The following is a 21,471-nucleotide window of genomic DNA, read 5'->3' on the forward strand; positions in this document are numbered from 1 at the left end:
TACGCCGACTACACGGCCGGGGAGTTGGAGCGCCGCGGGGTCGGGGTGGTGCGCGTTACCCGATGAGACGCCAGGCAGATCTCCGCTCGATCACCTGCTGCTGACCAGCCACACCGCATCCACCCCGCCACCGCCGGTTCTCACGAGCCGGAGGATCCCCACGCGGGCGAAGTGCGTAGGCGGGCACCAGCTGGCAGCACAGGTGCAGCGGTTCGCGGCCGTCGTCGTAGGTCGCCGGTGACACGCCGTCGGCCCGGGGACGTGCGGTGATGGTCTCCGGCAGGCCGCATGAGTTTCCGCACTCGATCGCCCGGCGTCGGTCTGCGTTAAGTGCCCCGTCAAGCCGTGTTCACGGCGTATTTACGATGTGCGAATGCTAATTCACGACGCGCACGGCAGTTCGACCTCACCCCCGGAGCCAGCGGGAGTTGAGCGACTCCAGGAGCGTCGATTTCGGCCCTTCGTGGTGTGGGGCGGTATTGCCGCCGCGGTGCTGGTTCTTGTCGCGGGTCAGCTCATGGCCGTTCACATCCACGCTCTCGGTCCATTGACCAGCCTCTTTCGTGACTACGTCGGGACACCCAAGTCGGCGACGACACCGTGGGCGGGCTTCCTGCTGGCACTGATCGGTGTCACCGTCCGGGTGCGGGTGAGCGCCCTCGCCGCCGCGGTCGCCATCGATCTGATCTTCGTGGCGGTTCGGACATTCGACGGTCGGCCGTTCACCGTGGGCAACGGACCGACCATTGTGCTGACGGCGCTGGCGGTGATCGCCGCCCTACGGTGGAGCGGCGTGCGGCGGCGGACGGCACTGCACACGATCGCGCTCGGCGCGCTGCTCATCCTCGCGACGAAGGTCGGCGAAATCTGGTTGGACATCACGGCTTGGTCCTGTCCGCAGGTCCTCGACCCGTATGTGGAGCTGGCCGATCGAGCGCTCGGCAATCCGGCCTGGGTCGTCGGGCATGCGCTCGACCTGGCCGGCCCGGTCCCGGTGGGGGTGGTGCGCTGGGTGTACTTCGAGCTTCCGGTGGCGGCAATCGTCGTCGCCGTCTGGCAGTTGCGCGGCGTGACCACGGGTGTGTGGCCGCGGCACCACTTGGTGCGCACGTTCTTGGTACTCGGCCTCATCGGCCCGATTTTCTACGTGATCTTCCCGGTGGTGGGGCCTGTGCTGGCGTTCGGACCGCAGGGAAACGGCATGGAACTCGCCGACGTCTGGCCGAATGTCGTTCCGGCGCTTCCCGCCTCGGTCGAATCGATGCCCTTCGACGGCATCACACCACGCAACTGCATGCCATCGCTGCATACGGCGTGGGCTCTCGCGCTGTTCATCCACTCCCGACGCGGGCCGGGCTGGTTGCGCTGGGGCGGTACTTTCTGGCTGGTGTGCACTCTGATCGCGACGCTCGGCCTCGGGGCGCACTACGGCGTCGACCTCGTGGCGGGCGCCGCACTGTGCCTGACGATCGAGTCCGCCCTGCGCGACCCCGACCGAGGCTGGGACCGTGCGCGCGTGCGGGTGGTGGCGATGGGCATCGCCACGTTCGCGGGAGTGCTGCTGTGCGTCCGTTACTTCGCGATGCCGATGGCGACCTACCCGGTCCCCTTCGGCATCGCGATCCTCGGCGTTCTCACCGCACTGTCGATCGTGTTCTACCGAACCTGGTTCGCTCCGCAACGTCCAGAAGACGTTGCGCGCGAGGTCGAGCAGGTCGAACTCGAGCGTCGCTGAAGCGAGCAGCCACCAGGCCGGCGCCAGCGCTTTCGATCGGCGACTCGTCGAAATCGGTGGGCGCGGTGAGTCCGCAGGGCGGGCTCACCGCGCCTCACGACGCGACTGACGGTTTCCGGGCCGAGGGGTCGTGACGCGGGGATGTGCCTCGCTCAGCCGATGTGGCGACAGTGGAACTGGCGGAGCGGAACTCGTCGGATGGTGGCGCTGAACCGCGGTTCGATCGCCATCGATGCGGCGCGCGCGGGAATGGCTGCCGGGACGAGCCTCCGGAGACCGACCTCGAGCGTGCGAGAGCGCAGTGGCGCGGTGCGTCGAGTCGCCAGAGATAATGTCCCATGGGATTTTTCAAGCCGACGTGTCCGGTGGGGGAGATCGAGCGGCTGTGGGTCGAGGAGATGTTGAGCTGGTGCGCAACGCAATTCGGTCCCAGGACGCTGCGGACACCGGTGATCCTGCCGACCTCGGACTTCTTCCCCGATGCGTATTCCGGCACCGAACCGGAGGTCCGCTCCTTGGTCGAGCGCGTGAGCGGCTACATGGGTGTCCGTCGGGATCGCGTCGTCGTCGAGGTCGACACGGACGGCGATGCGCTGCCGGACGATGTCGCGTTTCTGGAGGGTTCCTCGCACGGGGAGGCAGGGCACTACCGTCTGGAGCGCGGCCGCGCGGTGGTGTCGCTCTCGATGTCCCAGATGCGCTCGCCGGTCGCGTTGGTAGCGACCGTCGCCCATGAGCTGGCGCACGAACGGCTCCTCGGCGAGGACCGCATCGCACCCGATCGGCATGATGGCGAGCAGCTCACCGACCTCGTCACCGTGTACCTCGGTCTCGGCGTCTTCAATGCCAATGCGGCGTTCCAGTTCTCCCAGAGCCGTCACGGATGGCGATCTCAGCGGCTGGGCTATCTGTCACAGCCGATGTTCGGGTACGCGCTAGCCTGCTGGAGCGTGATGCGCGGCGATCCCAGACCGCTGTGGACCAAGCACCTCGACACCAACCCCCGCGTCTACATGAAACAGGGCCTCAAATACTTGCGAGCGAACCCCGACCGAGTCGTCTGCCCGCCTGGAATCGGAACGCCGGACTGACAACCATCGGCTTGTCACAGCCGCCATAGTTGGCTTCCGTCGCCTTCGTATGTGCGCTGGACGAGTTGTGCACCAGCAAGATCCGGGTCTCCTGAAACGGTCAGGCATTTGCCGCTATGTCTGGCAACGAATTTCACGCGCCCGAACGCGACTTTCTCCAGCAGCCAATGCTGGTTGTCCGTTCCCAGGTACGGCCATTGGATGATGCGGGCTTCCCCCGCAGGCGAGTGGTTCTCTACATCGAGGCACATGCCGCTGTGTTCGATCATGATGCGGTACACGCCCGACCCCAGCGGGTCGACCGGGTCGAGTCGCAGCCTTTGATTTCCGCCACCCCAGTAATCCCACTGGATCACCTGCGCGCCAGGCGCCCTCGACAGATCTTTGATGTCGACAACTTTGCGGCTCACCATCGAAGTGATCGGCGCTGGACCGATGCGCCATCGCTGGTTGTCGCCACCCCACCAGTCGAACTGAATAACTTTGGCGCCGTTGCTCTCGGACCGGTCGAGCACATCGAGTACTCGGCCGCTGTCCTTTGCGACGATGCGGTAGTAACCGTGGCCTACCGGTTCGAGCGCGAAACGCTGATTGCCGCCACCCCACCACTCCCATTGCTGGACCTGAGCGCGGTTGGCCGTGGACCGGTCTCGGATGTCGAGGACCTTGTTGGTGGCATGCATAGGGATGAGTTTGTAGAAACCCTTTTCGACCCACTCGATGCGAAATATCACATTCTTGCCGGCGAAGTAGTCCCACTGAATAGCCTCGGCACCGTTGTCTCTGGAGTGTCCCGCGATGACAAGGCACTTGCTGCTGTGCTTCGCGATGAGGGGGCCGGTCGGCGGATACAGCTTCCGGATGCCTTCGACGTCGTCGTTTGTCAGCGCGCGCCTCATCGTGTTGAACGCTATCGCTTCGTTCGCCATCAGGGCGCCGGGGTCGTCGGAGTGCTGCAGGCCGAGAATGTGGCCGATCTCGTGTAGTGCGACCGATTCCAGGTCGAGTGAGTTGGCGGCGGCTCCGATGATGAACGTCACCTGTTGATCATTGAAGTGGACGGGGCGGGGCAGGGCGTTGCCGTATCTGCCGCAGCCAGGAGGGTAGTCCGCATGTGCCGCTACGCCTCCGGTCATATCCGTGTCACCGCAGTTCGCGTTGCCCCACCGGATCAGCACATCCGGGTGTTGGTTCGGCGCTACTTCGGTGAAAGCGAGTGGCGCGGCGGCGGCCCAAGTGACGAACGCATTACGGACGGCCTGGCGTTCATCGTCGCCAGCGATGTCCGCGGTGCCCGTGTCGAAGGAGTACGTCAACCATGTCTTTCTCCATGCGCAGGCTCGGACGAATCTCAGCGGGATCGCTGCCGAATCCGGCAACCCACACCGCGGTCGTGTCATCATCTCGCGAGTGGCTGTGTCGAAGAGTCCGGTTACCGGCAGGCCATGGAAGTCTTGGTACCTTGCAAGCGCGGTGGATGTGTCCGCGTCCAGTATTCCGGTAACCCTCGCCCGCGCGGGTCCGCCGTGCCCGCTTTCGGGCGTCTCCTTCGAATCTTCGAGCAGGTAGCCGAATCGCTGCAAAAAACACTGTACATTTCCGAAGTTCGGCGTCGCTTCGCCGAACTTGGTGTCCGCAACCTCGGCAACGTGGACAAACGGCTCGCATGGCGCTTGTTGCACTGACATGGTCGTCTCCATCGCCTTCAAGCGTATCTTTCGTAAGCTCTGACATGTCGCTCTCGTTCCCTTGGCGATTGTCGTCGCGCTGGACGAAATCGGATCGAGTAACCCACTACCCAATTCCGGGACAAGCACTTCGTTTGCTGGAAGAACAGGCTGGAGGCTTCAAGGTGTGCCCGCTCGCCCTCGGCGGTTCTGCCAAGACGTGACGCCATCACAACGGGAAGAGGCCCTCGTCGCACGGCCAGTGCGGAGAACGGGTAGCCGACTACTCACGTTCCCGCATGTCGAGCGACCGATGATGGACCCGCTACAGAACACCGCAAGCTGGAGATGATTGACATGGCTGTCAAAGCAGTACTGCAGAAGCAATGCCCGGCGTCCGGGACGGTCTATATCGTGCCAGGGTTCCTCGCGGTCCGGACCGGTTCGGATCTGATCACCACCACGGGCCGTGACGAAATCATCGTCGATATCATGCCGACCAACGTCGCGCGAGCGAAGTTCGAAAACCCAACGGCCAAGCTCCGCCTCATCGAACCCGCTGGATGTGAATTCCAACTACCGACGCAGAATTTGCCCCCTGCCAGTCAGAGAAAATGGACGTTTCCCGTTGCGGGCGACAAGACTTGGGTCGAATGCGTGATCTTCGGTGTGCGGGAGATCAACCGGGATACCGGCAATTCACTGAGCTACCGGTTCCCGATCACCGGTCGCGCCGGACGCGAGTGCAAGGTGGAAGTCCTCATGACCGCGGAGCCGATAAATGTGGTCACCGATTCCTGCGTGTGGACCGTATCCAAGCTCAACACGGACACCACCAATATCGGCAACAAGCCCCTCGACATCGTCGTAAGCGGTTGACCTGTCCCCATTCCTCGGCTTATCCACAGCCCGGTAGCCCCCGCCAGATGCCAGCCGATCGGTCGCGTACGAATGCGGTCGGACTTGGGGATGACTTGGGCCGCTGCGTGCCCTACCGGAGCTTCGTCATCTTTCTGCCGGGCTGACGGCGAGCCCGCTCAGTAGCGCGCGTGCCAGGGCGGCAGCCTCGGCGCGGCCTTTCTCGGTGTCGTCGGATTCGGCGATGGTCAGCGACATCTCGGTCAGGGCGCCGTAAATGGCGCTGGCGAGGAGTTCCGGGGGATGGGGCTGGATCAGGCCGGCGTCGAGCAGGTTGCGGGCGCCCTCGAGTACCAGGCTGCTGAGATGGCGCTGGTCCACTTCTCGCCAGCGGCGCCAGCCCAGCGCGATCGGGCCTTGGAGCAGCACGATGTGGCGGTAGTCGGGCTCCGCGCACACGTCGAGGAAAGCCTCCAGGCTTCGGTCTACGCGCTCGAAGGGGTCCTTCGCGGAGTCGATGGCCGCCCTGATGCGTTGCGCCGCACGGGCTTCCAACTCGTCGACGACGGCTTCGAACAAGCCCTTCTTGCCGTCGAAGTGGTGGTACAGCGCGCCGCGGGTCAATCCGGCGGCGCGCACCAGCTCCTCGGCGGACAAGTCGGCGTATTCCCGCTCGGCGAACAGCCGGGCGGCGGTCTCGAGCAGCGTGCGGCGGGTGTTCTCGATGTGCTTGTCACGCAGCGACTCCATACCGTACGTTTACCACATACAGGATGTATCTTGGATGCATGACGTATGAGCTTGGAGGATCGGGATGGACAAGTCAGTGGATGTCGTCATCGTCGGTGCGGGCATAGCCGGCCTTGTCGCCGCTCGTGACCTGGTGCGCACCGGCCACGAGGTGCTGGTTCTCGAAGCGCGCGACCGGGTGGGTGGGCGGCTGCTCAACGCGGAGTTGCCGGGCGGTGCGCCCATCGAGGTCGGCGGGCAGTGGGTCGGTCCGACGCAGCATCTGGCGATGGCGTTGATCAGGGAACTGGGCTTGGAGACTCATCCGACGCATAGCGCCGGCCGCCACATCGCCGAACTCGGCTCGTCTCGTTCGGAGTACACCGGACGAATTCCCAAGGTGAACCCGCTGGCCCTGATCGACATCGCCCAGGCGCAGCTGCGGCTGGACCGCCTCGGACGGCAGGTGTCGCGGACCGAACCGTGGCGGGCGGATCGAGCCGACGTGCTGGACTCGCAAACCTTCGACACCTGGCTGCGCCGCGCCACCCACACCCCGCAGGCGCGGGCGTTCTTCCGGTTGGTCACCGAGGCGGTGTTCTCTACCGGACCCGAGGACATGTCGGCGCTGTGGGCGAGCTTCTATCTCGGTGCGGGTGGTGGGCTCGATTCCATGATCGGCGTCAAGGGCGGGGCCCAGCAGGATCGGGTAGTCGGCGGCACCCAGGCGATCGCGCTGGCCATGGCCGAGGAGCTCGGCGATCGGGTGGTTCTCGACAGTCCCGTCACCGAGGTGGGCTGGGGCGATGCCGGTGTCCGTGTCCGGAGCGGCGGGACCGTCGTGCGGGCGCGCCGTGCGGTGATCGCGGTACCACCGCCACTGGCCGCGCGTATCCGCTTCACCCCCGGCCTGCCCGGCGACCGCGACCAGCTCGTCCAGCGGATGCCGATGGGCCGCGTCATCAAAATCAATGTCGTCTACGACGAGCCGTTCTGGCGAGCCGAGGGGTTGAGCGGTCAGGCCAACAGCGACCATCGACCGCTCGGCACGGTGTTCGACAACACCCCACCCGACGGATCACCCGGCGTGCTCGTCGGCTTCCTGGAAGGCCGCCACGCCGACGTCGGCTCGCGACTGGACCTCGCCGACCGCCGTGTCCAGGTGATCGAAGACCTCGTGGGCTACTTCGGCCCGCGCGCTCGTACGCCGATCGACTACATCGAGAAGGATTGGGCCGAAGAGGAGTACAGCCGCGGCTGTTACGGCGCGTTCACCGCGCCGGGTACCCTCACCCGATTCGGGCACGCCTTGCGGCCCGCTATCGGTCCGCTGCATTGGGCGGGCACCGAAACCGCCACCCGCTGGGCGGGCTACATCGACGGCGCCGCCGAATCCGGTCACCGTGTCGCCCAGGAGATCGGGCTGGCCCTGGCCCCCATCGCGTCGACAGGAGATTCCGCATGACCGGCCGCGGTGCGATCCGCCCTACCGTGGATCGGCGTCCCCGTCCGTAGCCGACGTGGTAGCCCAGGCACGCGCACTTTTCGACACCGGGGTCGACCCGCGCCCTCGGGCCGAGCGAGCTCGCCCTCCATCTCGAACTAGTGATGAAACAAGTCGCTCGGACACGGTGCGCCTGGTGCGACCACCCGGCCAACCCATGCCAGCGTCGCGGGCAATGGATCATGCGCCGCTGAGTGCCGGGACCATCCGTCGCATGCGGCGCGCGCTCACGCGGTGGAGTGTGACCCGAGCCGGTGGAAACAAGCCCCTCGACGTCGTCGTGAGTGGTTGACTCATTGCGGTTCCGCGGCCTGGTCACGGTCGGTGGACGCGCCAGGCTCCGACCGATCGGCCGCATACGAATACGCGTCCGACGTGGGAGGCTGTGACCGGACGGCGGCTGATCACGACATCGTGTAGCAGGAGCGCCGAGGAGACCGGCCAGGATATAGCGCGTGGCTATCGCGCCTGCTGGTGGGAACATCGCCGGTACCTGGGTCGGAAATAGGTATGCATACCCGTATTTCTACGGTCGCGGAAAGTCCCTCGGAGGAAGACGCTCGGTAAGGACGGGATACAAGCCATCACGCCGAGGTTTTCCATGTATCAGCACACACACGAATCGAATGGCACCTCCACGGGTCGGACCGGGACGTTGATGATCCGGCGTTGCGGAAGGTGCGACAAGTTGTTCGCCCCGCTGACCGCCGCGTGTGCGACGTGCCAGTCCTCGGAGCTCGAGTGGGTGCCCTCGGCCGGCCGCGGGTCCATCGTGTCCTGGCGGCTGGTGCACCGCAGTGTGAGCGGTCCGCATGCTGCGGTGGAGCCGTTGACGACCGCCGTCGTCGAGCTCGACGAGGGTCCGTGGGTGTTCACGACGATCGAGGGCGATGGTCCGCTGCCGACGGACGAGTCGGTCCGGGTCCGGTTCCAGCCGCGCCCCCGCGTGGATCGGTTCCCGGTATTCGTCGTCTGTCCCGACGCGCACGATTCGGCGAGCGATGACGTGCGTGCGGCGCAGAGTGCGTCGAACGACGTCATCTCGATCAGTTCTCGGGATACCGACCACCGCTACGGCGGGTCGTGGATGCGGGCGGCGCTGGACCAGTGTGATCGGCTCGTGGGTGCGGGTTGCCTGGACGCGGCGGCGAAGTCTTTGATCGGTTTCGCTATCCGATGGGCTCCGTTCGGTGGCGCGACCGCGGCGGAGTTGCTGGTGACCTTCGGCGTGACGCGTCGGCGATTCCTGCTGATGGTGAACGAGGTGCTGTGCCCACGGGGCAGCGACAGCATCGCGGTGCGTGAACTGAAAGGTCGTTTGCGGGAGTCGTTGGCGGACGCGTGGGAGATGGATTCGCTGCTTTCGGCCGGTTGACGGGCCGAGGACGCCGCAATCTGCGGCAGCGATGAGGATGTCGGCAAGCTCGCGCTTGCTCGACGGTCATCTCGGCATCGAGACGGCTCGGCGTCACCAGCTCGTGGCTAGACGCGCCGACTTTTACAGCCGCAACCGCGACAACGTCACCGCATGTTTGCGCCAACTCGGCTCCGCTCTGACCGAGCTGACCGGGGGGCGGGGTCTGATCCAAGACGAGAGATCACCGGCCCCGACACGGCGACCGGGAGCGTCCTCGTTTGCCCGACTTCAGCGGCGCATCGAACTATCGCGCCCCAGCGTCGAACTGCGCCGCGCCGTGGTGCAGTTGTTCGTCTTCTGACCCGGCTTAGCGACGTCGCCGGACCGCAGAAGGTAGTCGGGGTGCTGGTCGGCGGTGCCGAGCCGAGCCTAAGTAATCCGATGGACTCCGCGCTGTATCGCGGCGTGTAGTTTGTCGATGGTCGGATTCGGTTGTCGGGGGCGGTTGTTTCGCTGTCAGCGACGGCGGCGATGTCAGGATGCGCGGTGATCGACGGGAGCAACCACCGAGTGGATGAACGAGCTCGATCCAACGCGCTACCAGCTCATCGCGTACCTCGGGCATGGCCGAGACAACGGAGAGTACCTGGGACTGCGCATTTGTAGGCTTCCGAAAGGCTCTGCGGCGACGCGGCTCTCGGGTAGAAGAAGACGAGTACGGTGGGATACGAGAATGACCGGAGTGGAATGAAGCTGACCGAGCGCATGGACTGGCCGGGTGGTCCGCCGGGATTCGAGTTGGATCTGCAAGTGCTGCAACTCGTTTCCGGATCGGAGATACGAGTCTTCTCGGATTCGTACGGTGTGGACGATGACGACATCGCCTTCTCTCTGGGCACCCAGAACGATGACGGCCCACTGCACTTCTATTCGATCGTTTCAGTTCCCCTGTCGGTGGTCGAGCTGTCGCCGGGCGGTTGGCCGATGTTCGGTTTGGAGCCGTCGGCCGAGGCCGGCATAACGAAACCTGAACTTCCGACTGTTGCTCCGCGACCCGGTGTGCGGCTGTACTCGATACGCCTTGCCGAGATGCAAGGGCATCGAGAGGACATCCGCGTCCGAGCCCACGGATATCGAATATCGGACAACACTGTGTGGTTCTATTTCGAACTCCCGCAGCCGGGAAAGGAATTCGATATCGCGTCGATTTCCATGGATCTTTTGGATGGAGCACCGTCGGAGGCGGTCGTAGAAGTCGGTAACGAGCCGGATCTGTGAGGCTCGCACGGCGTGGAGACGCTTGCCTTGGTGGCCGCCGCGGTCGCGGCGGCAACGCCACCAGACGCCGTGGGATCAGGTGCTTCGATCCCACGCGCGCTGGAGGGCGACTGCCTCCTAGCCGACCGGGGTGAAGCCGGCGCCGACGCCGCCCTGGGCGGCGAGATCCGCCAGGACGCCGCTGATGCCGGTGAACTGGATGGGTGCCCAGATGCGCAGCAGATTGACCGATGAGGCGATGCCCACCAGCCCCGAGTCCGCGTAGGCCGGTCCACCGGAATCGCCTGGGAAGGCCAGCTGCCAGGACCTTACGGCGTTGCCGTCGCGTTCGAGCATGTTGCCGCAGGTGTGCTCGGTGACCTGGCCGTACTTGCACAGCAGCTGTCGGGGATCGGGGTAGGGGGTGATGCGGTCGACGCGCCGGCCCGCCGGGGTGAGGTTGGTGGGCTTGACGACCTTGGGGTCGAGCTGGATCACCGCGTAGTCGAGCTGGGCGTCCTCGCGAAAGGGCTCCGAGGGCCAGGTGCTGGACCACGCGGCGAAGAACCCGACGTCTCGGCCGCCGACGCTCACGCGCTGGTTCGGGACGCGCATGCAGTGCCCCGCGGTCAGCGCGACGAGGTTGCCGTGTTTGTCGGTACCGACGGAGGCGATGGTGCAGACTCCGATCGAGGTTCCCGGGCCGACGATGACGCGATCGTCGGCGTGTGCCTGAGCGGCGGGGAGAATGGCAAGGCCGAGGGCACAGAATGCAGCGGAGATCGTGGTCTCGAGCTTCACGGTCTATCCCCTTTCTCGACAATGCTCGGTGGTGGCGTCGGCCCGCCAAGCGGGCCGGATCACGCCGGGACGGTGCGTATTCTCGTGGGCTCTTCGATTGGTTCCGGTTGGTCGGCATGGCCGGCACCGCTGTGTTTCGAGCGTGAACTTGTCGGGCGGGAACGTCCGACGCCGAGCTCGGCCGCCACTTCTGCCGCTATGACGAGCTCGTACTCGAGCCGGCCGATGGCCTCCATTCGTTCAATGATCCGGCAGGCTGGCCCGGTCGTCGAGCAAATCGGCAGTGACCAGCGCGGACGTCGGCGGTTGCCATGCCCAGCTGGAACTCACCCGCACATCCCAACACGGCTGACTACGCAGACGGTCGACGACACGCTCGGAGAAGATTACCGGGCCATTGTGCCCGGCTGGCGGTGAACGCAGCGCCGCGGCGGACCGCGCCAACACTCGACATGGATACGATACAACTGTATCGTTCCTTGGGAAGTGGAGGTAGCAATGACGCAATCCCTTGCCGGTGTCGAGGTCGTCTCGCTCGCGGTGAATCTGCCCGGACCGCTGGCCGCCGCACGGCTGGCCGAGCTGGGTGCGGCGGTGGTCAAGGTCGAGCCGCCCGGTGGCGATCCGCTGGCAGCCGCGGCGCCGGACTGGTACGGGAAGCTCATTGCCGCCCAGTCGGTCGTCACTCTCGACCTGAAGCAGGAGGCCGACCGCGCCAAGCTCGACGAGCTGCTCGCGACGGCGGATCTGCTCGTCACCTCGATGCGGCCCAGTGCGCTGGCCGAGCTGGGGTTGGCGCAGCCGCAGGAGCGCTTCCCGCAGGTGTCGCTCATCGAGATTGTCGGGCACGCCGACGATCCGGAGGTGCCTGGACACGATCTCAACTATCAAGCAGCGCACGGAACTCTGGTGCCGCCGACCATGCCGACTGTGCCGGTCGCCGACATTCTCGGGGCCGAACGCGCTGTCTCCACGGCGGTGGCTGCCCTGGTGCGGCGTGCGAAAACCGGTGTCGGACAGGCCTATCGGGTCGCTCTCGAAGAAGCGGCGGCGAACGCGGGCGACGCGGTGCGTTATCGCCTCACCGCGCCCGGTGCGGTGCTCGGCGGCGCCTTCCCCGGTTACGGCATCTACGAGTGCAAGGACGGCTACGTCGCGCTCGGTGCGATCGAACCGCACTTCTTCATGCGCGCGCTGGCCGCCTTCGGCGCCGACGGCAGTCACGAGGGCTTCCGTAAGGCCTTCGCGGAGTTCACCATCGCCGATCTCGAAGCGATCTCGGCGCGAGATGATCTGCCGCTCAACGGAATCAAGACCAACTCAGGAAAGTAGACATCGATGTCCGAACTCTTCCCCGACTACCGAGCGAGCTGGGAAACCGATCAGCACCGCGAACTGCGCAAGCACGCGGCCGATTTCTTCCGCAAGGAATCCACGCCCAACCAACAACGCTGGGCCGAGCAGCACATGGTGGATCGGGAGTTCTGGAACAAGCTCGGCGCCGCTGGCCTGCTCGGTGTGGACCTGCCGGAGGAATACGGGGGTCTAGCGGGTGATTTCGGCTTGTCCGCGGTCATTGCCGAGGAGTTGGCGATGGCGCACGACTCCTCCTCCGGCTGGATCGTGCACTCGCCGATCGTGGCGCACTACATCGACACCTACGCCAACGAGGAGCAGAAGGCCCGCTGGATGCCGGGCATCATCTCCGGTGATCTGGTGCTGGCCATCGCCATGACCGAACCGGGTACCGGATCGGATTTGCAGGCGGTCAAGACCACCGCCGTGCGTGCGGGCGACCACTACATCGTCAATGGCTCGAAGACCTTCATCTCCAACGGAACTCACTGCGATCTGCTGGTGATCGTCGCCAAGACCGATCCGACCCGGGGCGCGGCGGGTGTCTCGCTGATCGTCGCCGAGGTGAACGATCTACCCGGCTTCGAACGTGGCCGGGTGCTGGAGAAGGTCGGCCAGCACGGTCAGGACACCCGCGAGCTGTTCTTCTCCGATATGCGTGTGCCGGTGGCGAATCTCCTGGGCGCACAGGAGGGTCTGGGCTTCTACCAGCTCATGGAGCAGCTTGCCCGCGAGCGGCTGATCATTGCCGCGGTGTGCGCGGGCATGGCCGAGGCCGCGGTGCTCGAGGCGTTGAAGTATACGAAGGAGCGCGAGGCGTTCGGTCGGCCGCTGATCAAGTTCCAGCACAACCGATTCGAGCTCGCCGAACTCAAGGCCGAGGTGCTCTCTATCAAGACCACCGTGGACTACTGCATCCAGCAATACGTCAACGGCAAGAACGATCCGGCCACCGCTTCCATGGCCAAGCTGATCGCCGCCGACAAGGCCGTCGCCATCGTGGACCGCTGCGTGCAGTTCTTCGGCGGCTACGGCTACATGATGGAGTACCCCATCGCCCGCGCCTACGCGGCCGCTCGCGTGAACAAGATCTACGGCGGCACCAGCGAAATCATGAAGGAAATCATCTCGCGCTCGCTCTGAGCTGCGAGCGAGCGTGAAATGACGACCGAGGTTGAAGTTTTCGAAGCGACCCGCACGCCGCACGATCGACTCCGATTCGCGGGCCGCTTGTGCGTCAGCGGGCGAACACGGTTGCGTGGGCGGCGGTGACCAAGGCGGTCAGCTCGGCGCCCGCGGCCTCGTCGAGGACGGCGAAGGCGGGGGTGATGAGGGTGTCGGTGAGGGCTTCGGCTCGTTGCCAGCGGTCCTGGATGGTGGCGGTGATCTCTTCGAAGGGTTCGGGCCAGCCGTACCAGCGGGCCTGGCCGGGGCCGTCGTTGAAGGAGGAGCCGGAGATGAGGACCGCTTGGAGTGGGGTGAGGCCGCTCGCGCGAACGGCGAGGAGGTGCAGGCCGCCGCGGAGTTCGCGCAGGACGTGCGCGAGTTGCACGACGCGGGCGGGGGCGTCGGCGGGGAGTGGCAAGGCGCGCCAGCCCGCGAAGAGCGGCACACCGGCCGGATCAGCTGCGGCGACAACGACTTCCAGCAGTTGGGCGAGGCGTTCGGCTTGGTCGAAATCGGCGAGCTTGCGGCGGCCGAAATCCTGACAGGCCGCGGCATAGCCGTCGGCGGCCGTGGCGGCGGGCATCGACACCGACTCCCAGGCCTTGCGGATCGAATGGGCGGGGAAGAACCCGAAGGCGGCGGTCACCACGTCGGCGTCGACGTCGCCGAGCACGCCGCCCCTGCCGCGGGCGTACGGGCCGAAGAACCCGTCGACGCCGGTACTGCGTGCGAATTCCTTCGCCTCCCGGGAGAACATGAATCCCCCGCCGAGCTCCTGGACCTGCTTCTTGACCGCGGCGGCGACCGACACGCGCACTCCCTTCATCGGACTGTCATCCAGCCGTCACCCTAGGTGATTCTTACACCGTACGGAAGGGCTCGGTCATACTTCGGGAAGTACCCGGCGGAGAAAGTCGATCTGGTCTGCGAGGACCTTCTCCCGGTTGTCGGCCCGATAGATCTCGAAGTGGCTGAAAGGGTAGGTGCGCAGCTCGCCGCGGGGCGCGCGCTCGGCGAGTTCGACGGTGTTCTCGGCGACGGTCTCGCGGTCGCGTTCCCCGATGCAGACCAACAGCGGCATGCGGAGCTGTGGGGCGTGATCGCCGGGTTTGTAGCGCATCATCTGGAGCAGCGCCCGCGGCGCGACGCTGTTGCGCCAGGTTTCGCTGTGCATCGCGTCGATGGTGGCTTGTGCCTGCGGGCCGGTCATGACGGCGAGCTCGCCCGGATGGCCGACGGCGGGAATGTAGCGCGGTGCGAGACCGAAGACGCCGCGCAACCAGTCCGCCACCATCACGCGCAGCAGTGCGAGAGTGGCTCTGGTGGAACGTCCTTCGGCTCGGCGCGGAAATCCGTTGAAGGGCACCTGCGTCAGTACCGCGGCGATGCGCTCGTCGCCGGCGGCGACTGTCACGACATGGCCGCCGCCGAGAGAGGTGCCCCACAACACGATTCGGTCGGGATCGACCAGTGGATGCTCGCGGGCGAAGCGGATCGCGGCGCGAATGTCGGCCAGTTGGTTCTCGATGTCGACGACCTGACGGGGTTGGCCCGCGCTCACACCGAAGCGGCGGTAGTCGAAGGTCAACGCCGCCATGCCCGCGGCGGCGAAGGTCTGGGCGGCCGCGACGATCGACGGGGTGTCCTGAGTGCCGCTGAAACCCGGGCACAGGACGACGCAAGGGCGGCCAACGGTGTCGGTCTCGATGTACAGCATGCCCGCACATTCGGTGCCCGACGAATCGAAGGTGACCGGAAGGGTTTTCATCGTTCCTCCGTGTGCCGATCGGAATGGGGGAGTCGTGTGCCGAGCATGCGCTCGAGGAGATCCACGAGGGTGGCGCGATGCGCGCGCAGGTCCAGGTCCGGACGCCCGGCGTAGACCTCGTGCAGTTCCCGCAGTGCGCCGAGTAGGGCGATCGCGGTGAATTCAGGGTCGAGAACGTCGAATTCGCCCTGGGTCACACCCGCCGTCAGCAAGGCGCACAGAGCGGGGCGCAGTTCGTCCGCCACCCGATCGACGATCCGATGGTGCATGTCGCGGAAGCGATCCCCGTGCAGCGCGGCCAGCAGGTCGGGCGCCTCGTTGCGTTCGGTGAGCGCGTAGCTGTGGTCGACGTAGCCGAGCAGACGGGCGCTGGGCGGACGCGAATCGTCTTGCAGGATCCGGAGATACGTCGCGCACAGCCGCTGCGCGATGTCGTCGATCGCGGCGGCGAACACCTGCTCCTTGGAGCTGAAGTAGTGATAGAAGCAGCCTTTCGCGACGCCGAGCCCGCCGGTGATGGATTCGACGGTGGTCTGGTCGTAGCCGCGCTCCACGAAACTGCGAACGGCCGCGTCGACGATCTCCGCCCTGCGGACCTCAGGTTTCTTCACCTGTCGCACGGTGCACCTCCCTTCTCCCGACGGTACCGACCGACCGTCGGTCGGTCAATGCACCGAACTCGCCACGGCACGGTTGCCACCGCGCCGTGCGGCGAGAACGGGACGTTTGCCGGCGGTCGTCGCCGGCCCGGGAACAGGCAGGACACCGCCGATTCACGCGCAGAGATTCGTACGTTTGCCCGGTTAGCGCTCGGCAATTCAATAGCTGAGCTCAGCGTCGAGGAGAGAAGCGATGAAGGTCCCGAACACCGTGTCCACCGAAGCCTTCGACACGACCGTGCTCGCCTCCAGCAAGCCGGTGCTCGTCGCCTTCTCCGCCCCCTATTGCGCCCCGTGCCAGCGGGCCAAGCCCACGCTGCGCCAACTCGCCGACGAGCTCGCCGATCGGCTCGTCGTCGTCACGGTGAACGTGGAGGAGCAGCCGGATCTGGCCGAGCGGTACGGGGTCCGGGCGTTTCCCACGCTGGGCCTGTTCATCGACGGCCGACTCGTCCACCACAGCGTGGGCGTCGACCCGGTACCCGAATTCCTGGACGAGTTCGGCGAGTATCTCCCGGAGCAGTGAGCCGCCGCGGCCGAGGAGTCCCCGGCCGCGTGTTGTCCTTCTCACCGGAAATGATCAACAGCGGTCCGCGGTCCGGGTTTTCGGTGTGGACCTTCGTCTCCGACCACGGATCGAGATCGGCGGCCGCGGCCTGGAACAGCGGCGCGCCAGGGGCCGGGACGGCGTAGGTCTACTACGCCGCCGGCTCAGCCGTGCAGGGCCGCGGACAGCGCCGCGACGGCCTGGGCGATCGCGGCCTTCGCCGCGTGGGTGTCGTGCAGGGAGTTGACCATCACGAAGTCGTGCACGATCCCGCCGTAGCGGGTCTGCGTCACGGGCACGCCCGCGCGCCGGAGGTTGGCCGCGAAAGCCTCCCCCTCGTCGCGCAGCACGTCGGCCTCGGCGGTGATGACGAGCGCGGGCGGCAGCCCGGCGAGTTGCTCGGTCGTCGCGCGCAAGGGCGAGGCGGTGATCTGCGCCCTGTCCTCTTCGCTGGTGGTGTACTGATCCCAGAACCATCGCATACCGTCGCGGGTCAGGAAGTAGCCCTCGGCGAAGTCCCGGTAGGAGCCGGTGTCGAAGTTCGCGTCGGTCACCGGGTAGAACAGCACCTGCTGCACGAAGGAGACGTCACCGCGCTCCTTGGCCATCAGCGTCAACGCGATGGCCATGTTGCCGCCGACCGAGTCGCCCGCGATGGCGATGCGCGAGGAATCCAGGCCCTTCGTGGCGCCGTCGGTGGTGACCCACTGGGCGACCCGGTAGGACTGTTCGTTCGCCACCGGGTAGCGCACGTCGGGCGAGCGGTCGTACTCGGGAAACACCACGGCGGCGTTCGCGCCGATCGCCAGATCGCGCACGAGCCGATCGTGGGTGTGCGCGTCACCGAAGACCCAGCCCGCGCCGTGCGTGTAGAGGACGACGGGCAGCGGTCCCGTAGCCCCGACCGGCTTGACGATGCGCACCCGGACCGAGCCGGTGGGACCGCCCTCGACGGTGGTCCATTCCTCGTCGATCTCCGGCTTGAAGATCGGACTGTCCTGCACGCCGTCGACCGCCTTGCGGCCCTCTTCCGGCGGAAGCTGGTACAGGAACGGCGGCTCGGAGGTCGCGTCCACGAACTCCTGCGCTGCTGGCTCGAGCGATAGACCGAGGGGATTTCCCGCCATGGTCCCTACCTTTCGGCGTCGTTGTTGAGTGGGGCCTCCAGTTTTCGCGAACCGGGCGCGCACGCGCCCCAACCGTTGAGCCAAGTATCCGCCCGATTTGGGACACCGGTTGGCAAACCGCAAGAACGAAGATCAGCTTCCCGTCGCGTACGCCGTGGAACGGAAGCGCTGCTGATACTTGCGCGGCGAGACGCCCAGCCGCGCGATGAAGGCGCGGCGCATCGCCTCGGCGCTGCCGTATCCGGCGGCCATGGCGGCTTCGGTGACGCTGTAGCCCGCGTCGAGTTTGTCTCTGGCGTAACCGAATCGGACGAAGGCGACGTACTCCGCGGGCGTGCTCTCCAGTTCCGCGCGGAACAATCGGGTCAGATGCCGCGGGCTCACCCTCGCGTGCGACGCGAGCGTTTTCACCGTGTACGGCTGGGCGGGATCGGCGCAGATCAGATTGGCGACCGCGCGGATCAGCGGACTGCGCGGGACCGGGCCGCTCAGCGCCGCCGAGAACTGCGACTGCCCACCGGCCCGCTGCATGTACACCAGCAACGATTGGGCGACCCGGCGCGCGACCGCCGCGCCGTGGTCCTCCTCTACCAGCGCCAGCGCGAGGTCGATGCCCGCAGCGACACCCGCGGAACTGTAGATGTGCCCGTCGCGCACGAAGATCGCGTCGGAATCCACCTCGACCGCGGGGAATTGGCGGCCGAGGTCCTTGGTGAACTTCCAGTGCGTTGTCGCGCGCCTGCCGTCGAGGAGGCCGAGGTGGGCGAGGATGGCGGCCCCGCTGCAGATGGAGGCGAGGCGGCGCGTGTGCTCGGCGAGATGGCGGGTGGCCCGCAGCACTTCCGGCGTCACGAACTGGGCGGCGGGCAGCTCGCTGCCGGGAACGACCACGGTGTCGAAGCGGCCCGCGTCCTCCGCCGCGCAGGCCACGGCCACACGCGCGCCGATGGAGGTCTGCATGTCTTTGCCGTCGGCCGAGACCAGCACCACGTCGTAGGCGGGGAGGGACTGGTTGGCCTCGACGAACACCTCGGCCGGGCCCGCGAAATCGAGCATTTTCACGCCGTCGAAGACCAGGATTCCGATGCGCCGTCGCGATGAGTTACCTGCTGTGGAATCCATTGGGCAATTATTGTGGAATCGCGCCTCCACAACCAAGCCGAGCGGCCGCCGTGTGCCGGATGTCATGCCCGCGACGGATGCGAATGCCGGGCGTTGCTAGCGTGGACGAATGGGGCGTCCGCGGCAGTTCGACGAGTCGGCGCTGCTCGACGTCGCCATCGAACTGTTCTGGACCGACGGGTTCGACAGCACCTCGGTGGAGGGGGTGTCGAGCGCTTCCGGCGTCGGCAACGGGAGTATCTACGCCGCCTACGGCAGCAAGATGGGTCTGTTCCTCGCGGCTTTCCGCCGATACTGCGAGCGGCGGGCCGATTTCGTGCACGCGGTGCTGCGCGCCAACTCGGGGTCGCCGCAGGCGGCGGTGCGCGCGTTCTTCGACGCGGTGATCGCAGACTGTCTCGCGCACCCCAACCGCCGCGGATGCCTGATGCTCAACAGCATCGGCCAACTCGGGCACCGGGTGCCGGAGGTCATCGCCATCGCCGATCGGACGACCGCGCGGATGGAGAGCCACGTCGCCGAGCGGCTGCGCGCCGACATTCCGCGAAAGGTGCTGGACGAGAACGCATTAGCGGCGCTCAGCTCGCACATCGTGCTGGTCTCCCAGGGGTTGATTCAGCTGAGCCGATTGGATGTGTCTCGGCAGCGTCTGGACGACGTCGCCGAAATCTCTTGTGCTGCGATACCGCAGTGATCCCACCGGCAGGACCGGTCACGCGCCACACCTGACGTGCCGAGGTATATGAGCCATTAGCCGCGCCACCGGCGTGGTTGCCGTGGTTGGGCAGGATGTCGATCGAGGAAGCGGCGGAACTTCTTTCTGCCCCTCCGGTATCCGAGAAGGATCCGGACCCGGCCCCATCGAAAGCGATCGGCTGGCCCTGGCAGCCCGCCGCGGTGACGGCGGTGAACCTTCTGTTCACCCTTCTCCTCTCGGTCCAAGATCGAAAGTTTTCCGGTGTGTGCGGAAAGTTCCGCGTGGCTCGTTTTTCCTCTCTATAACAGGTTCCAATCCAAGACTCGATGAGGAGCCTGCGATGTCTGTTCGCACCCATGAAATGCCTGTTGGAAGTCGGTTTAGGCCGGGGGTGAGCAGGCGCGGGTTTCTAGCTGCAACCGGTTTCACCATTGGTGCCGCGCTGGTGGGGAGGTCCATGGCGCGGGCAACCGCGGCGCCGCTGGCGGATGGGGAGAAAGTTCCCGCGCTCGTCATCGGCAGCGGATACGGGGGATCGGTCGCCGCACTGCGGCTCGCGCAGGCGGGGGTGGAGGTGACCGTGGTGGAAATGGGAATGTCGTGGACGACGCCCGGCTCCGACGGCAAGATCTTCTGTCCCGTGCTGAAGCCCGACGGGCGGTCCTACTGGCTGCGTGATCGCACCGATCAGCCGGTCGGCTACTTCGCGGGCAGCAGCTACAACAAAGACATCGAAAGGTACACGGGCGTCCTGGATTCCGAGCAGTTCAGCGGAATTCGCGTCTACCAGGGCCGGGGCGTCGGCGGTGGTTCGTTGGTCAACGGTGGTATGGCGGTGACGCCCAAGCGGGAGAACTTCGCGGCCATCCTGCCCTCGGTGAACGCCGACGAGATGTACAACGTCTATTACCCGCGCGCCAATACCGGTCTCGGCGTGAACAATATCGACCGGACCTGGTTCGAGAGCGCGGAGTGCTACCAATTCGCGCGCGTGGGGCGCAAACACGCGGAACGCTCCGGCTTCGGCTGGACTTTCGTGCCGAACGTCTACGACTTCGAATACATGAAGAAGGAGCAGGCCGAGCAGGTCACCCGATCGGCACTCGCGGGTGAGGTCATCTACGGCAACAACCACGGAAAGCGGTCGCTGGACAAGACGTATCTCGCCGCCGCCACCGGGACCGGCAAAGTGCGTATCACGCCCATGCACACCGTCACCGCCGTATCGCCCACGGAGGGCGGCTATCGGGTGGAGATGAAAGAGATCAACACCAGTGGCGCCACGGTGGCGACCAAAACCGTTGTGGCGCAGAAAGTGTTCTTCGCGGCGGGCAGTATCGGCACCTCGAAGTTACTGGTGGCTATGAAGGCGCAGGGCAAACTGCCGGACCTGCCCGATGCCGTCGGCAAGAAGTGGGGCAACAACGGCAACGTCATGGTGGGCCGCGCCAATCACATGTGGGACGGCACCGGCGTACTGCAATCCAGCATGCCGTGCCTGGGCATCGACAACTGGGCCGATGGGGGCGGCCCTGCCTTCGCCGAGGTCGCGCCCTTCCCTGCGGGGCTGGAGACCTACGTCAGCCTGTATCTGGCGATCACCAAGAACCCCAACCGCGCCCAGTTCACCTTCAACTCGGGCACCGGCAAGGTCGATCTGAGCTGGCAGACCTCCCAGAACCAGTACGCCATCGACGCCGCCAAGCGCATCTTCGACAAGATCAACGCGAAGGAGGGGACGATCTACCGGACCGACCTCTTCGGCGTCTACAAGACCTGGGGCGACGACTTCACCTATCACCCGCTGGGTGGTTGCGTGCTCAACGAGGCGACCGACAACTACGGTCGCCTGCCCGGCTACACCGGGCTTTACGTCATCGACGGTTCGCTGATCCCCGGCAATACCAGCGTCAATCCATTCGTCACCATTACCGCTCTGGCGGAACGCAATATCGAGAACATCGTCGCCAGCGATCTGTGACCCCGGCGTCGAGGGCGCGGTGGTACGCGTCCTCGACCACCGCGGGGG

Annotated in this window: 20 protein-coding genes; 12 read left to right on the top strand and 8 right to left on the bottom strand. The window is 66.0% G+C overall.

What is annotated here, in order from left to right:
* The first annotated feature begins 373 nt into the window (after window positions 1-373).
* Both FB390_RS32615 and FB390_RS32620 read left to right on the top strand, forming a co-directional pair.
* Window positions 374-1,735, top strand: coding sequence for a phosphatase PAP2 family protein (locus tag FB390_RS32615; RefSeq protein WP_141812991.1), 1,362 nt, complete (start codon window positions 374-376; stop codon window positions 1,733-1,735).
* Window positions 1,736-2,073: 338 nt separating this feature from the next.
* Entirely contained in the window at window positions 2,074-2,826 is a 753-nt protein-coding gene (locus FB390_RS32620; protein ID WP_141812992.1) for a hypothetical protein, read from the top strand.
* A gap of 14 nt (window positions 2,827-2,840) precedes the next feature.
* On the opposite strand, the gene FB390_RS32625 is transcribed toward FB390_RS32620, so the two are convergent.
* Window positions 2,841-4,526 (bottom strand): RICIN domain-containing protein, encoded by a 1,686-nt coding sequence (locus FB390_RS32625; protein WP_141812993.1) that lies wholly within the window; start codon window positions 4,524-4,526, stop codon window positions 2,841-2,843.
* A 324-nt stretch (window positions 4,527-4,850) separates the two neighbouring features.
* On the opposite strand from FB390_RS32625, the gene FB390_RS32630 reads away from it, so the two are divergent.
* On the top strand, window positions 4,851-5,372 hold the full coding sequence (locus FB390_RS32630) for a hypothetical protein (RefSeq protein WP_141812994.1): 522 nt from the start codon (window positions 4,851-4,853) through the stop codon (window positions 5,370-5,372).
* A gap of 126 nt (window positions 5,373-5,498) precedes the next feature.
* Here the strand turns inward: FB390_RS32630 and FB390_RS32635 are convergent, their stop codons facing one another.
* Window positions 5,499-6,101, bottom strand: coding sequence for a TetR/AcrR family transcriptional regulator (locus FB390_RS32635; RefSeq protein WP_141812995.1), 603 nt, complete (start codon window positions 6,099-6,101; stop codon window positions 5,499-5,501).
* Between the two features lie 64 nt (window positions 6,102-6,165).
* Here FB390_RS32635 and FB390_RS32640 point away from each other — a divergent pair, with 64 nt between their 5' ends.
* From FB390_RS32640 to FB390_RS32650, 3 genes are all read left to right on the top strand, one after another.
* Window positions 6,166-7,545: a flavin monoamine oxidase family protein gene (locus FB390_RS32640; protein ID WP_141812996.1), complete on the top strand. Its 1,380-nt coding sequence runs from the start codon at window positions 6,166-6,168 to the stop codon at window positions 7,543-7,545.
* Between the two features lie 727 nt (window positions 7,546-8,272).
* Window positions 8,273-8,959, top strand: coding sequence for a Zn-ribbon domain-containing OB-fold protein (locus FB390_RS32645; protein ID WP_246124532.1), 687 nt, complete (start codon window positions 8,273-8,275; stop codon window positions 8,957-8,959).
* Window positions 8,960-9,688: 729 nt separating this feature from the next.
* Complete coding sequence (locus FB390_RS32650; protein ID WP_141812998.1) at window positions 9,689-10,219, top strand: hypothetical protein; 531 nt, start codon at window positions 9,689-9,691, stop codon at window positions 10,217-10,219.
* 117 nt (window positions 10,220-10,336) lie between these two features.
* Here FB390_RS32650 and FB390_RS32655 read toward each other — a convergent pair whose 3' ends face one another.
* Window positions 10,337-10,999: a trypsin-like serine protease gene (locus FB390_RS32655; protein ID WP_141812999.1), complete on the bottom strand. Its 663-nt coding sequence runs from the start codon at window positions 10,997-10,999 to the stop codon at window positions 10,337-10,339.
* A gap of 498 nt (window positions 11,000-11,497) precedes the next feature.
* Here FB390_RS32655 and FB390_RS32660 point away from each other — a divergent pair, with 498 nt between their 5' ends.
* Together FB390_RS32660 and FB390_RS32665 are read left to right on the top strand one after the other, a co-directional pair.
* Window positions 11,498-12,331: a CoA transferase gene (locus FB390_RS32660; RefSeq protein ID WP_141813000.1), complete on the top strand. Its 834-nt coding sequence runs from the start codon at window positions 11,498-11,500 to the stop codon at window positions 12,329-12,331.
* A 6-nt stretch (window positions 12,332-12,337) separates the two neighbouring features.
* Window positions 12,338-13,498, top strand: coding sequence for an acyl-CoA dehydrogenase family protein (locus tag FB390_RS32665; protein WP_141813001.1), 1,161 nt, complete (start codon window positions 12,338-12,340; stop codon window positions 13,496-13,498).
* A gap of 94 nt (window positions 13,499-13,592) precedes the next feature.
* On the opposite strand, the gene FB390_RS32670 is transcribed toward FB390_RS32665, so the two are convergent.
* The 3 genes from FB390_RS32670 to FB390_RS32680 form a co-directional block, all read right to left on the bottom strand.
* Window positions 13,593-14,333, bottom strand: a complete 741-nt coding sequence (locus FB390_RS32670) for an SCO6745 family protein (protein ID WP_141813243.1) — start codon at window positions 14,331-14,333, stop codon at window positions 13,593-13,595.
* 72 nt (window positions 14,334-14,405) lie between these two features.
* Window positions 14,406-15,290: an alpha/beta hydrolase gene (locus FB390_RS32675; RefSeq protein ID WP_141813002.1), complete on the bottom strand. Its 885-nt coding sequence runs from the start codon at window positions 15,288-15,290 to the stop codon at window positions 14,406-14,408.
* The gene (locus tag FB390_RS32680; protein WP_141813003.1) at window positions 15,287-15,901 is read right to left on the bottom strand and encodes a TetR/AcrR family transcriptional regulator; all 615 of its coding nucleotides are present in this window, start codon (window positions 15,899-15,901) and stop codon (window positions 15,287-15,289) included. The genes FB390_RS32675 and FB390_RS32680 overlap by 4 nt, the downstream gene beginning before the upstream one ends.
* 241 nt (window positions 15,902-16,142) lie before the next feature.
* On the opposite strand from FB390_RS32680, the gene FB390_RS32685 reads away from it, so the two are divergent.
* Window positions 16,143-16,475: a thioredoxin family protein gene (locus FB390_RS32685; RefSeq protein WP_141813004.1), complete on the top strand. Its 333-nt coding sequence runs from the start codon at window positions 16,143-16,145 to the stop codon at window positions 16,473-16,475.
* Between the two features lie 185 nt (window positions 16,476-16,660).
* Here the strand turns inward: FB390_RS32685 and FB390_RS32695 are convergent, their stop codons facing one another.
* Window positions 16,661-17,623, bottom strand: a complete 963-nt coding sequence (locus tag FB390_RS32695; protein WP_141813005.1) for an alpha/beta hydrolase — start codon at window positions 17,621-17,623, stop codon at window positions 16,661-16,663.
* A gap of 132 nt (window positions 17,624-17,755) precedes the next feature.
* A complete protein-coding gene (locus FB390_RS32700) occupies window positions 17,756-18,745 on the bottom strand; it encodes a GlxA family transcriptional regulator (RefSeq protein WP_141813006.1) in 990 nt (329 codons plus the stop codon).
* Window positions 18,746-18,854: 109 nt separating this feature from the next.
* On the opposite strand from FB390_RS32700, the gene FB390_RS32705 reads away from it, so the two are divergent.
* From FB390_RS32705 to FB390_RS32715, 3 genes are all read left to right on the top strand, one after another.
* Window positions 18,855-19,439 (top strand): TetR/AcrR family transcriptional regulator, encoded by a 585-nt coding sequence (locus FB390_RS32705; protein ID WP_141813007.1) that lies wholly within the window; start codon window positions 18,855-18,857, stop codon window positions 19,437-19,439.
* A 95-nt stretch (window positions 19,440-19,534) separates the two neighbouring features.
* A complete protein-coding gene (locus FB390_RS32710) occupies window positions 19,535-19,747 on the top strand; it encodes a hypothetical protein (RefSeq protein ID WP_141813008.1) in 213 nt (70 codons plus the stop codon).
* A gap of 35 nt (window positions 19,748-19,782) precedes the next feature.
* A complete protein-coding gene (locus FB390_RS32715; protein WP_221639453.1) occupies window positions 19,783-21,423 on the top strand; it encodes a GMC oxidoreductase in 1,641 nt (546 codons plus the stop codon).
* The last annotated feature ends 48 nt before the right edge of the window (window positions 21,424-21,471 follow it).

It is taken from the genome of Nocardia bhagyanarayanae, from assembly GCF_006716565.1.
In the GTDB taxonomy this organism is placed as follows: domain Bacteria; phylum Actinomycetota; class Actinomycetes; order Mycobacteriales; family Mycobacteriaceae; genus Nocardia; species Nocardia bhagyanarayanae.